The sequence below is a fragment of the Vibrio sp. HB236076 genome, from assembly GCF_040957575.1.
In the GTDB taxonomy this organism is placed as follows: Bacteria; Pseudomonadota; Gammaproteobacteria; order Enterobacterales; family Vibrionaceae; genus Vibrio.
The window spans coordinates 1071374-1084860 of the sequence record NZ_CP162601.1; the positions used below are offsets into that span (position 1 = coordinate 1071374).

Sequence of the window (13487 nt, forward strand, 5' to 3'; positions counted from 1 at the left end):
TGGACACCAATTATTGAGGGTCTTTTTATTTATGGCTGACTTTCATCGGTCTCTGATTGACAATAATTGTGTAAGCTCACCTTCAGAAATTGACTTAATACGTTGGCATCGTGAAACAGTTGCTCACGGTTATTGTGGTTTAACACATTGATGCGACGCCCACCCTTAGTTAACAAATTCAATTCGTAGCACCAGTAACTCAGAGCGTGTTTGGGTTGTATTTTTTTCTCGTTGATCTGCAGCGACATAATATTACAGAGTTTGACTTGGCGGTCGCGACGATTCTTAAACACCCCGCGCTCTTTATCAAAACTCGCTATGCGCAAGAATGGCTGGATTAACGTTATCCCAAAAGTCGCAATAGCGACACCAAAACCAACAAGGAAAATGACCAGGTCAATTTGCCGAGTTGAGACAAGTAAAAAACTGGCGAGCCCAATCAGAAAGAGCCCTACCACCACATACACGATGCAAAACATCATGGCGCTGATCGTCGGCTTTAGGTAAGCAATGTTGCCATTGATAACAACAATGTGAGATAGGAACTTAGGCCCTTTTGCCAAGAGGGGAATGCTTAAATCTATCGTCAGGTAGTTAGACTTCATCGTATCAACCTATAGTAATTTACCCGTGGCTAAACAGGGTAGGCGTTAAAAACCATATGCAGAAAAGAGCGAACGAATAACAAAAAAAGGCTGTTAAACCAATCGTTAACAGCCTTAATATAGATCAGATTGTGCGCTTTAACTCATTTTATTTGTCGTAACTTTTGATTTCACCAGATTTGATGCGAGCGACAAAAGAATGCAGTTCTTGTTTCACAATTGGCATCAAGAAGTAGAGACCAATGATGTTGAAGATAGACATTGCAAAAATCGCGGCATCGGAGAAGTCAATAACCGCACCAAATTGAATGGTCGCACCGACAATCACGAAGAAACAAAACATCAGTTTGTAGACTAACTCCGCTTTTCTTCCTTCACCAAACAGGTATGTCCATGCTTTTAACCCGTAGTATGACCAAGAGATCATGGTTGAGAAGGCGAACAATACGACGGCAAGTGCGAGTAAGTACTTAAAGAAGCCGGCTGTTTCAGTGAAAGAGGCAGCAGTTAGGGTCACGCCAGTCAAACCTTCACCATTAAATGGTGCTGTGTTAAGCCCAGCAATTGTAATCACCAAGGCCGTCATCGTACAAATCACCACGGTATCGATGAAAGGTTCTAATAGAGAAACAAGACCTTCTGTAACTGGCTCTTTGGTTTTTACCGCTGAGTGAGCAATTGCTGCAGAGCCGACGCCTGCTTCGTTTGAGAATGTTGCACGTTTTAAGCCTTGGATCAATGCACCAATGATACCACCCGCAACACCGGCACCAGTGAAAGCACCCTCGAAAATAGAGGCAAATGCAGCACCGACTTGTCCGATGTTAGAGATAATAACGATCAAAGACATACCGATGTACAGGACTGCCATCCAAGGCACGACTCGTTCAGTCACTGAAGCAATAGAAGGCATACCTCCGACAATCACGGAAAAAACCAATGCCGCAAGCACAAAGCCGGTAATAATGCCGTATTCACTTGGAACGTCAAAAGCATAAGTTAGCATTGCGTGGGCTTGGTTGGCTTGGAACATGTTACCACCACCTAATGAACCCAAGATACACATCAGCGCAAAGCCAATGGCCAAGCCTTTGCCTAAGCCTGTCAAACCCTTCTCGCTAAGCCCTTGACTGAGGTAGTACATAGGGCCACCTGAAATTGCACCCGATGGCAAAACAGTGCGGTACTTAACACCCAAAGTACACTCACAAAATTTTGACGCCATCCCCAGAAGGCCACACAGGATCATCCAAAAAGTCGCACCGGGACCGCCAATCGCAAGTGCCGCGCCCACGCCGGCAATGTTACCTAAACCAACCGTACCGGACAGGGCCGTGGTCAGGGCTTGAAAGTGGGAGACTTCCCCATCTTCTTTCGAATTGGGATCTGTGTATTTGCCTTTAATGATATTAATGGCCAGTCCAACCCGTTTAAATTGTATAAAGCCAAAATAAACCGTGAAAATGATTGCCGCGAGCAATAACCAACCAACGATCAGTGGAAAACTGGCGTCGCCGACAGGGACGCTTTTAAAAATGAGGCCCACAAACCATCCAGTGTAGTCATTAAAAAAACCATCGACAGATTGGCTGATAGATTCAATGGCTTGTTTAAAGCCACTGGGCTCTTCTGCCAGGGCACTTCCAGTCACGAAAGCGAGCATAAGTAGCCAAAGTTTTTTTGCTTTTATCATAGATAACATCCTTGTATTTTATCCCACAACTCAACGAGTTTAATAACAATCTCTCACATTTACCGTCAAATTAACAGTAAGAAAAATGATCGAGCAATAATGATTATATAAACCAGATTAGATTATAAATCTATATTTTAGTCACTTTTCGATGTGAAAATGCGTTGTATGTATAAATTTAAAAAGTGAACATAATGCAGAAAAGCATTTTAAGTAAATAAATCACTCACCCCAATAGCTAAGCCTATTAGAGCGCACTTGTAAAGCCATAAACGGTAAATACAAGAGAGAGATCATGCATAAGATACTGATTATCATTGAGTTTGTATTAAATTGGTTTCATTGTTTCCTCACTGGCGGGCCCGTGTTTTTGATCGTGATGATTGTCAATGAAGCCAAGAGGAAATACTGAGGCACTGTGTGATAGAACGTTGATTTAATATAAAACCAGGTGATTATTATATAGGAAATAATAAGTAAAAAAATCAATGGAATATTTAAATGAATACTGTCATTAATATTGTCGTTATTTGATAAACGTAACCATGTATTTGGTTTTATCTTCTATTATTTAAGGAACTGGCAATAAAACGTCTAGCCTAAAAGGCAAAGTAATAAAATTTTACTCTGTGGTATTGAATCAGCTTGTATCAAAAGAACGAAGAAAGTCAGCGGGGAAAAGGTCGGTGTGGGGGAGGTAAAACACTCAGACCTGAGCTTATCAGGTCTGAGTGGAAGGTTAAGAGGCCTCTGGCATGGGCGACATCATCGCGCCGATACGTTGAGCCATGGCAGCGAGATCTTCACCGGGCTGTCCGACTAAAATAATACTGGCATCCTGCATCGAATACACATAACCATCCATGCCTTGATCAGAAAACGCTTCGCTTTTTGTTGATTGCGGCACAAAAAAGAGGGTGACTTTGCCTTTTTCGCCTTGGTAAATCATATGTACCGCATTGCTCTTACCAAAGGCACAATGATTGATGTAGTAGATATGATACGGGAAGGCCCCGGCAATGTCATAGTTAAGTGGTTTGACCTTGGCCTTTAATTGCTGATCACTGGCGCGCTCATCTATAGTACCGACAAAGGCTTTTTCATCCATTACGTGTTGAATGGCCGTCTGCGGTATCGACGCTTGGGCCTGTGGCAGTAAGGCATTGCCCCAATTGATTTGTCCAGCCATCACGCCAACGACAAAAGCAATGGAAGCCGCTAAACTCAACGAGGGTTTACGCCATTGATTCCAAACCGGTTTCTTTTTGATGTTGTTTTGTGAAAACAATATCTTATCCGCGAGATCATCCGGAACATCGACCGTCATTGCTTGTTTTAGCTCAGCGTCAAACGACAGCATGTCTTCGGCAAACTTAGCGTTAGAATCACTGCCAGAGATCGCTTTAAGTACGTCTTCGTCGCGCAGTTTTGGGTCAGAAAAAAGACGGCGACGAAAATCTAAATCATCCATTTTTTTGCCCCTCGTGTTTGTGGTCATGGTCAACTAATTCTTTTAGTTGATTACGCGCTCTAAAAAGTCGAGTCATCACGGTATTGGTATTGAGCTGGAGTATATTACCAATTTCTTCGCCGTTAAACCCACCGATAATTTGTAAAAATAACGGCTCTCGGTATTCTACAGGCAGGTTCATTATTTGCCTTTGTAACCAAGTACGCTGATGCGTGACGTCATCATCAATGTGAACCTCATGACTGTGATCATCTATGTCAACAAGATCAAATTGTTTGCGTTCAAACCGGCGGGCATTTTCACGTCTGAGAATCGTGATAAGCCAAGCCTTGGTCGCTTTTTCATCGTTGAGTTGGTCAAGCGATTTCCAAGCGCGCAAACACGTTTCTTGCACTAAGTCCTCAGCGATACTGGCATCCGAACACAGCCAATAGGCATATCGGTAAAGATCGCGGTGATAGGCTCGGACTAATGCCTCGTATTTGGATTGTCTGTTCATATCCAAAGAGACCTTGTCAGGGTCTGATTTCTTTCGTGAAAAAATCGATATAGCCAAAATTTTTTTCCTTATGACAGTTATCCAGGTTATGTTTGGCGTGTAACTTATTCAGATCTATATTAATTTAAGTTTATCAATCTAGGTGTTGATAAATTTAAAAAAAGCACATGTTGCCTCAATGCTTGTCGAGTTACCACCTTTTACCTTCGACTATGGACGACTTTGGCACTTTGCGCGCAGATTATTTGCAGAAATGCGTTGAAGGTCAGATATTCGTTTGACCCGTTCATTGCCAATTGGTTCTCACCGCAGCGATTAACGTGCGTTTTCACATATTTAATCAGATTAGTGTATTTAGAGTGAGGTAACTCTCAGAGTACTGCTTTAAGGGGTTAATTTAACGATATTTATCACTACACTGATTTCATCTTTCTAATCGAGGCGTTTTTATGAGTCAGAATTCGAGCATTCACCCCCCCATGGAGCGAGTGGCTTTTGTTGCCGGTTTACGCACTCCTTTTGCCAAACAAGCGACGTCGTTTTCCGAGGTGCCAGCCGTCAATCTGGGCCAATCCTTGGTCACTGAATTATTGAGCCGAGAAGGATTAGATCCCAACTGGATTGAACGTGTGGTGTTTGGTCAAGTGATCCAAATGCCAGCTGCGCCCAACATCGCCAGAGAAATCATTTTAGGTACTCCTTTGCCTGTGACGATCGATGGGTACAGTGTTACTCGAGCTTGTGCGACCAGTTTTCAATCCGTAGTGTCTTTGGCAGAGAGTATTATGGTTGGCGATGTGCGCTGCGGTATTGCTGGTGGCGCGGATTCCTCATCGGTACTGCCTGTCGGGGTGAGTCAAAATCTAGCGCGCTGGCTGTTAGCTTTCTCTAAAACGCGAACCGTGACCGACAAACTCAAACTTGTCGGCCGGCTTCGACCGAAAGACTTTTTACCTGTGGCACCAGCGGTCAGTGAGTATTCAACGGGGCTTAGAATGGGGCAAACGGCAGAGCAAATGGCCAAGACTTATCAAATCAGTCGTGACGCCCAAGATGAGTTTGCTTTGCGGTCCCATCTTCTCGCGGCTAAGGCTTGGCAAGAAGGCAAAATGGATCGCGAAGTGATGAGCTTGATTGCAAAGCCCTATCAACAGGTGGTGACTAAGGATAATACCCTACGTCCAGACAGTACACTCGATGACTACCGGCGATTAAAACCGGCTTTTGATCGTCAGCACGGTACGGTGACGGCGGCAAACAGCACCGCCTTAACCGATGGGGCGGCGGCCCTCGTCATGATGAGCGAATCGAGAGCGAAAGAATTAGGGGTGCCGGTTTTAGGGTATTTAAAGCACTATGCGTTTAGCGCTGAACGAGTCGACCGCGACATGTTACTTGGACCGGCATATTCGACTGCCAAAGTATTACAAAAAAGCGGCTTATCCCTCAATGATATGACACTGATTGATATGCATGAGGCATTTTCCGCTCAAGTCCTCACGAATATCAAATTGTTTGAGTCGACTGAGTTTGCTAAACGTTCATTAGGTCAAGACAAGCCAATAGGAGAAATAGACATGGATAAGTTTAATGTCTTAGGAGGATCGCTGGCTTATGGTCATCCTTTTGCCGCCACAGGGGCGAGAATGATCACCCAAACGTTACACGAACTCAAACGCCGTGGCGGTGGGCTCGCACTGAATACGGCCTGCGCGGCGGGTGGCTTGGGTGTCGCGATGATTTTGGAGGTAGAAGCATGAGTCATTCAGCACTGTCTTGGCAAGTCGATGACGCGGCTATTTTATGGTTAACTATCAATGTACAAGGTGAGTCTGTCAATACCTTGCACGCAGGGTTAATTGAGGAAATGGAAGGTTTCTTGGACCGCTATGCCACCGACAACAATCTCAAAGGCTTGGTGATACAGTCAGGAAAAAAAGACAGCTTTATCGCCGGTGCGGACATCCATATGTTAGCACAGTGCCAATCAGAGCAAGAAGCGCAGACGCTGTCAGAGCAAGGGCAGAAAATTTTTGAGTGCTTAACGCATCTGCCTTATCCCAGTGTCGCGGTCATTCACGGGGTATGTTTGGGGGGCGGCTTAGAATTGGCGTTAGCCTGTGATTACCGAGTTTGCAGTCAGGATAATAAAACTTTGTTGGGGCTACCAGAAATTAAACTCGGCTTGATCCCTGGATCCGGTGGCACTCAGCGCTTGCCACGATTAATCGGCCTCACCGCCGCGATGGATATGATGTTGACCGGCCGCAGCCATCGCGGCTTAAAAGCTCAGCGTTTGGGGTTGGTCGATGAGTGCGTTAGTGTCGATATATTGGCCTCTGTCGCGGTGAGCAAACTCATGAAGCACCAAGGAAAACCCAGAGTCGAACGCCAACTCCCGGCAACGAAGCGGCTACTGACCCAGGTAAATGTAGCCGCGTCAATCACCATTAAACTGATTGAACAGCAAGCACAGAAAAAAGCGCGGCACCTATATCCTGCCATCGGCAGTTTGTGCCAAGTTGTAAAAGCGGGGTTGGAACAAGGGGCATTGGTTGGCTCTCAACAAGAAGCATTACAATTTGGCAAGTTAGTCATGAGCGCTGAATCGAAAGCGTTGCGTCACGTGTTTTTTGCCACTACAGCGCTAAAAAAAGACGTAAACTCGACTTCGCTAACCCCGTTGCTCACCCAAATAGGGGTTATCGGGTGTGGATTTATGGGGGCGGGGATAGCGTTAGTCTCGATAGACAAAGCTCGGCTTGGCACTCGACTTAAAGATCTGGATCATTCTTCGGTGGCTAAAGCGTTTCAATATTGTTATCAAGGGTTAAAAAAGGCCCAGAAAAAAGGCAAATACAGTACAAGACAAGTCGAACAACGCATGCAGTACTTGTCTGCTGATACACAATATCGCGGTTTCGAGAATGCCGAACTGATGGTCGAAGCGGCGATTGAAGATCTTGAAATAAAACAAAAGATCGTTCAAGACATACAAGGGTTATCCAATTTTAAAGGTGTGGTTGCCACGAACACCTCTTCGATTCCAATTGCTGACATCGCGGCTGGCGCACCTCACCCAGAGCAAGTGATTGGGCTGCATTATTTTAGCCCGGTAGAAAAAATGCCATTGGTCGAAGTGATCCCTCATGCTGGCAGCAGTGATGAGGCGGTGGCTACCGGTCTTGCTTTAGCCAAACAACAAGGTAAAACGGCGATTGTGGTTAAAGACAGCGCGGGGTTTTATGTCAACCGCATCTTGACGCCCTACATGAATGAAGCAGGGCGCTTGTTACTGGAAAATGAACCGATTGACTCGATAGACAAAGCGTTACTCAATTTTGGCTTTCCACTTGGGCCGATTAAACTTATCGATGAAGTCGGCATTGATATTGGCGATAAAATCACCCCAGTTTTGGTCGATAAACTCGGCGCGCGCTTTGAGCCTCCGGCCATCTTTAGCCCTTTGCTCAACGACAACCGCTTAGGTAAGAAAAACAAACGCGGTTTTTATCGTTACGGCAAAGGGCGCTCAGGTGTGGATAAAAGCGTTTATCAGACGTTAAATTTGCAACCGGAATCGAAGTTGAGTCAACAACAAATCGCACAGCGTTGTGTCATGTTAATGCTCAATGAAGCGGTACGCTGTCTAGATGAAGGGATTATCAGTAGTCCACGCGATGGCGACATTGGCGCCATTTTCGGTTTGGGCTTTCCGCCTTGTTTGGGCGGGCCGTTCCACTACATGGACTCAATTGGCATTAAAGCGTTAGTCGAACAGTTAAATGCGCTGTCTGAACGTTATGGTGATCGCTTCAATCCAGCCGATGGTTTACTGACTCGTGCTGGCAGTGGTGAGTGTTTTTATCCAAGATAATCCCACCGCCTAACAAAGGAAAAGTCGGCGAAGGTGAGCGCGGTCAATGACCGCCCTCACACTCGCCTACACATCAAAGCGTTTGTGAATCCTCATCCGTGGTTGCGATCGAGACGGCGTTTTTGAAACTCAGCGACATCGTCAATTTTTTTGCCGATGTTAAGAGGTTCATAGGGAACGTGAGCTAAACCATGGCTGTGCATAACCAATCGATTGGCCGTCCTAGGTTTCAGCTCATTGACCACAAAGCGCATCATATCGGCTCGAGTGAGGCTTTTGAGTTGCTCGAGTACCCGCTCTCTTTGATTGAATTCATTGTCTTTATTTCCAATCGCAACCCATAAGCGTTGAGAACGCATTTTCAATGTGGTATCCGGTGCCGAAATTTGATTCCAAAGTCCTTTTTTACTGCTGTGCCATTGATAATCGGTCAGTTCGAGCAACAGCAAATAAAAGGCGTTGAGAAACTCATCGATTGAGCTTATCAATGTTTGTGGCGAGGCGCTGGGCGATTGTACATACAAGACTAATCCCGGATGGCGATGCATGGGCATATTGCCTGTGCCGACCATATAACCTAATTGCTGTTTGGTGCGAATTTGATGGAAAAATTCCGCCGACATCAAGTGATTGGCCAAGGCATACAAGGCAATGCTTCTCGGTTCCGTATCCGGACACTGGTGATAGACCACCACGGCTGAATCCGACTGTTGACACTCGATTTCCCATTGATACGTTCCGTTTCTCCCTAGCATGACCAACGGACGAAGGCTCTCTTGATACGATTGGTCTTTGATGCGCAGCGCATTTTTTAACACCTCGGCCATTTGCAACGCTTGTGACTGTTGCCAATCGCCATGAACAAACATTTCAATATGCAATTCGCTGAGCAGTCGGCTGACAAAGTCCGGTAGGGATTCGACATCGACGTCATCAATGGCTTGCAGCAGTTTGCAATACGGTGGGTTGTTAGGCTGCAACAAACCGGCAATGCCACTGAACAGTTGAGATAAAGGTCGGTCTTGTTGGGCATTACTCCAACTGCGTTTCAGTTGTTGCTTTATGTTTTCAAAGCGTTCTTGACTAAAACTGCGGGTGGCAAACTTCTCTAAAATGACCTTGAGTAATTTAGGCTGTTGTTGACTAAAGCCCGACAATGTTAGGGTCACTCCGCCTTGATGGGCATAAAGGTTGTAATGCATGCCCGCAATTTCGGCTTGATAGGTCTGTTTGGCTAGCGCGTCGAGAAACATCTCAACACACAAACGGGTTTTGACAATATTGGTGACACTGGCAACGGCATGGGGACTGTCTATGGCGATGTAAATAATGCCCTTGGGCAACCTAAATTCACGGTCTTGTAAATGCCAAAGGCGAAACCCGGCTTTCTCTTCAATCAGTTCGGGATAATGAGCGTGTCCGGACAAGGCTTGTGGCTCGAGCTGATCACTAATAAATGGGTTGGGCAAAGGCAGTGCTAATGTCGAATCCGCGAGGGGAGTGCGGAATTGGTCTTTTTGCTGTGGTCGAAAGGGGGTCACTGAGTAAGGGGTTTGATACCATTTTGCATGGCGATCGACCTTGGCCTGCGGGTGAATTAAAGTCAAGCGAACATTATCGACACTGAGCAGGGATAAACGTTGTTCAATCATGGCTTGGTCATAGTCAGACATCCTATAATCGCCAAAGATGACATCCTCGTCATCATAGTGTTGCATGTTAATGGCGAGGTGGCTAACCAAGTCGATTGGGCGAGTTGGCTCTTGAAATTGAAACGCCGCCGCCATGACGGTTTTCTTTTCCTGATAACGCCAAGCATCCAAGCCTTGGCTGACAATCAAACCAATATAGTGGAAAATGTGCTGGACAATATCATCGACGTGCTCAAACCCTAACTCGGTGAGATGACAGCTGATGGTAAAGTCGCGGTAGTTGCTACCACTGGCACCACCGCCCGCGATCAGCGAGGTAATCCAGCCTTGATCTTTTAGGGTCATCATCAAACTGTTTTCACCTTCATAGCCAATGAGGTGGGCGATATAAGACAAAGGTTTGATGCGATAATCCGCTTCACTGCTTGGCAGAGGAAAGGTCAATTGCAGTTTGCGCAAGTCTTTCACTGGCTGAATTTCAACGAGGTGGCCGGTCGTGAGTTTTGCTTGGTAATCAATTGAAACCGTTTTGGGGAATAAATGGTGGTTTTCAATATCGGCAAAATAATGCGTTGCCCATTGCTCTAATACCGAGAGTGGTTCAGGGCTCATCAAAGTCAGCGTCATCAGATCAGCAGAATAGTGCTGCTGGTGAAACTGGACAATTTCGCTGCGGATACTTTGCCCATTGCGATCGTCTAATGTTGTTAAATTACCAACAGAAAATTTGGCAAAGGGGTGCGCTGGGTTGACGAGTTCTTTATTGACTTGATAAATACGCCGATTGTCGTCTTTGAGCTTTAATTTGAATTCTGAGTCAACCGCATGACGTTCTTTGTCGAGCGCTTCTTGATTAAATAAGGGGGCTGTAAAAAATTGGCTAAAGCGATCCAAGCCACGTTCAAACGCGTTATGATCGATATCAAAAAAGTAGCAAGTGTGCTCTGTGCCTGTCCAAGCGTTGTTTGCGCCGCCGTGTTGTGATACAAAATTTTGAAAGTCACCCACTCTAGGGTAGCGCTCTGTGCCTAAAAAGAGCATGTGCTCAAGATAGTGCGCCAGACCTTCACGGGACTGGGGATCGTCAAAGTGGCCGACGTTAACCGCCAAAGCAGCGGCGGATTTGCTGGCTTGGGGTTGATGGATCAATAACACCCTTAGTTGATTGCTCAAGGTAATATAATGGTATTGATTATTGTCATTAGGGCTTTGGTGCACTAGCGATACCTCCGAGCTCGACATACCTGTCTTATTATTGTTATTTATGACGATAACAAAAAGATGGTGTAATATTGGTCAAAAAGTTGGTGTGAAATTTGTATATAGATTTATCGTAAACTATACAGTTTTATTGCAAACGATGGCACACCCAACGAAAATATTCGTATTAAAACGACACTGTCAATCTTGTGGCTCTATTCCATTCTCGTTCGGAAAGAGCGTACGGTTAATCAGTCATAGGTCGAAGACCTAATAAGGTTATACAATGAAAATATTCATTATGCGTCACGGCGAAGCCGTATTAATGGCCAATAGCGATGCAGAAAGAGCACTTACCGACCAAGGACGACGTGATAGTGAAAAAGTCGCGCAGGCTTGCGTACAACAAGGAATTTCTCACTTTGACAAAGTGTTAGTCAGTCCGTACCTGAGGGCACAGCAAACCTGGCAACAAACACAAGACCACTTCACGTTTGGAGAGGTGGTTACTTGCCCTGATATCACCCCTTATGGCAATGCTGATCACGTCTTTGATTACGTCAACGCACTTGCACAAGTCGAACCGATAGAGTCTTTACTGATTGTATCACACCTTCCTTTAGTTGGATATTTAGCCGCTGAATTTGTAAGAGATTTATCGCCGCCTATGTTTGTGACTTCAGGGTTACTTTGCATTGATTTTCAAATTGAGAAGCAATTTGGCGAAGTGGTTTGGCAACTGTCACCTCAGTCCGTCGCTTAGCTCGCTAATTCTATCTTGTTCAAATGTCAGCAAGGAGCGGTTAAGCTCCTTGTTCTTTTTCAGGGATGGATATCAATACCAGCAGTGCCCCCGCTCCGCCAAATTCGAGAGGCGCTTGATGAAAGGCCAATATCTCCGGATGTTGCGCTAACCACAGAGGCGTTTTTTGTTTGAGAATGTGTTTCCCAATCCCGTGTTGAACACAGGCACAATGAATTTCATTGTTTTTACAATAGGCGATCATGGCGCCGAGTTCGCGTTTGGCTTCTTTTTGCGTCATGCCGTGTAAATCGAGAAAGACATCCGGTACATAATCTCCACGGCGGAGCCGCTTGAGTTCGAAATGGGAGACGCGGTCACTGACAAAACGCATCGGTCCTTCTTGGCTGAGCAAAGGGACGTACTCGTCAGAGAAATAAAACTCTTCATCTTTGGCTTGGCGAGCCTGTTTTATTTGCAGTTTGTTTTTAACGTTTCTTTTTACTTCGTGGGTTATGGTATCCTGACGCAACTGTTTTACGCCCTTTACCGCTTGTTGAAACAAAGCGAAGTCGTCAATGTCTTTGGGGTCTTGTGAGCTCATAGATAGGGATTCACTTTAAAAAAATAGTTATCGCGGTATTGTAGCGCTTTTTGGAGGCAATTTTGGATAAGATTTTTGTAGAAGAAGCGGTGAATGAATTACACACCCTTCAAGACGTCATTCGTTGGACGGTTAGCCGTTTTAATGCGGCGCAGCTTTTTTATGGTCACGGGACCGATAACGCATGGGATGAAGCCGTTCAACTGGTCTTGCCAAGCCTCTATCTACCCCTTGATGTGCCTCCTCATGTTTTGTCTTCTCGCCTGACCAGCAGTGAGCGTTTGCGAGTGATTGAGCGTGTCGTCAAACGCATTAACGACAAAACACCGACGGCTTACCTCACTAACCAAGCTTGGTTTTGTGGCTTGGAATTTTACGTCGATGAAAATGTGTTGATCCCGCGCTCGCCAATTGGCGAACTGATCCAAAATCAATTTCAGCCTTGGTTGACCAAAGAGCCTGAGCGTATTTTGGACTTGTGTACTGGCAGTGGTTGTATCGCGATCGCCTGTGCTTACGCCTACCCAGAGGCCGAAGTGGACGCGGTTGATATTTCCGCTCCGGCACTCGAGGTAGCCGAGCGCAACATTCAAGATCACGGATTGGAACAGCAAGTTTTCCCGCTTCGTTCTGATTTGCTTAGTGGGTTATCTGGCGCTCAGTACGACATCATTGTGACCAACCCGCCTTATGTTGACCAAGAAGACATGGACAGCTTGCCCGCAGAGTTTCGACACGAACCTGAGTTAGGGTTAGCGGCAGGCAGCGATGGCTTAAAATTAGTGCGTCGCATCTTGGCCAATGCGCCGAATCACTTGACCGAAGACGGTATATTGATTTGCGAAGTGGGTAATTCCATGGTTCATATGATGGAGCAATATCCAGGTATCCCCTTTACTTGGATTGAATTCGAACAAGGTGGGCACGGCGTCTTTATGCTCACTCGTCAGCAATTGCTTGAGTGTGCCGATCAGTTTTCTCTCTACCTCGACTGAGCCTTGGTTTGATGCGGCAAGAACGACTTGCCGCATCAGGTCAAATTGCCCGCTATAAAGGCTTTACAAGCGCAGGCATTCACGCCACTATGACAGCACGATGAATTGATAGATTTATTGTCGGTGAGATTAAGCATCGGCAATCACAA

General features: G+C 45.7%; 10 protein-coding genes. 4 read left to right on the forward strand and 6 right to left on the reverse strand.

Features of this window, described 5'->3' with window-relative positions:
- Nucleotides 1-29 precede the first annotated feature (29 nt).
- From AB0763_RS04795 to AB0763_RS04810, 4 genes are all read right to left on the reverse strand, one after another.
- Nucleotides 30-605 (reverse strand): hypothetical protein, encoded by a 576-nt coding sequence (locus tag AB0763_RS04795; RefSeq protein WP_306101379.1) that lies wholly within the window; start codon nucleotides 603-605, stop codon nucleotides 30-32.
- A 148-nt stretch (nucleotides 606-753) separates the two neighbouring features.
- A complete protein-coding gene (locus tag AB0763_RS04800) occupies nucleotides 754-2298 on the reverse strand; it encodes a sodium:alanine symporter family protein (protein ID WP_306101378.1) in 1545 nt (514 codons plus the stop codon).
- A gap of 739 nt (nucleotides 2299-3037) precedes the next feature.
- Nucleotides 3038-3769: a DUF3379 family protein gene (locus tag AB0763_RS04805; protein ID WP_306101377.1), complete on the reverse strand. Its 732-nt coding sequence runs from the start codon at nucleotides 3767-3769 to the stop codon at nucleotides 3038-3040.
- The gene (locus AB0763_RS04810) at nucleotides 3762-4268 is read right to left on the reverse strand and encodes a sigma-70 family RNA polymerase sigma factor (RefSeq protein WP_306101376.1); all 507 of its coding nucleotides are present in this window, start codon (nucleotides 4266-4268) and stop codon (nucleotides 3762-3764) included. The genes AB0763_RS04805 and AB0763_RS04810 overlap by 8 nt, the downstream gene beginning before the upstream one ends.
- Nucleotides 4269-4717: 449 nt before the next feature.
- Between AB0763_RS04810 and fadI the strand changes: the two genes are divergently transcribed.
- Complete coding sequence (fadI, locus tag AB0763_RS04815; protein WP_306101375.1) at nucleotides 4718-6028, forward strand: acetyl-CoA C-acyltransferase FadI; 1311 nt, start codon at nucleotides 4718-4720, stop codon at nucleotides 6026-6028.
- Nucleotides 6025-8145, forward strand: coding sequence for a fatty acid oxidation complex subunit alpha FadJ (fadJ, locus tag AB0763_RS04820; RefSeq protein WP_306101374.1), 2121 nt, complete (start codon nucleotides 6025-6027; stop codon nucleotides 8143-8145). The genes fadI and fadJ overlap by 4 nt, the downstream gene beginning before the upstream one ends.
- Nucleotides 8146-8237: 92 nt before the next feature.
- Here the strand turns inward: fadJ and AB0763_RS04825 are convergent, their stop codons facing one another.
- On the reverse strand, nucleotides 8238-11015 hold the full coding sequence (locus AB0763_RS04825; RefSeq protein ID WP_306101546.1) for an insulinase family protein: 2778 nt from the start codon (nucleotides 11013-11015) through the stop codon (nucleotides 8238-8240).
- Nucleotides 11016-11283: 268 nt separating this feature from the next.
- Here AB0763_RS04825 and sixA point away from each other — a divergent pair, with 268 nt between their 5' ends.
- Nucleotides 11284-11760 carry a phosphohistidine phosphatase SixA gene (gene sixA / locus AB0763_RS04830; protein ID WP_306101373.1) on the forward strand — a complete coding sequence of 159 codons (477 nt, stop codon included), beginning with the start codon at nucleotides 11284-11286 and terminating at the stop codon, nucleotides 11758-11760.
- 40 nt (nucleotides 11761-11800) lie between these two features.
- Here the strand turns inward: sixA and smrB are convergent, their stop codons facing one another.
- The gene (smrB, locus tag AB0763_RS04835) at nucleotides 11801-12343 is read right to left on the reverse strand and encodes an endonuclease SmrB (RefSeq protein WP_306101372.1); all 543 of its coding nucleotides are present in this window, start codon (nucleotides 12341-12343) and stop codon (nucleotides 11801-11803) included.
- A gap of 62 nt (nucleotides 12344-12405) precedes the next feature.
- Here smrB and prmB point away from each other — a divergent pair, with 62 nt between their 5' ends.
- Complete coding sequence (gene prmB / locus AB0763_RS04840) at nucleotides 12406-13338, forward strand: 50S ribosomal protein L3 N(5)-glutamine methyltransferase (protein WP_306101371.1); 933 nt, start codon at nucleotides 12406-12408, stop codon at nucleotides 13336-13338.
- Nucleotides 13339-13487: the final 149 nt, after the last annotated feature.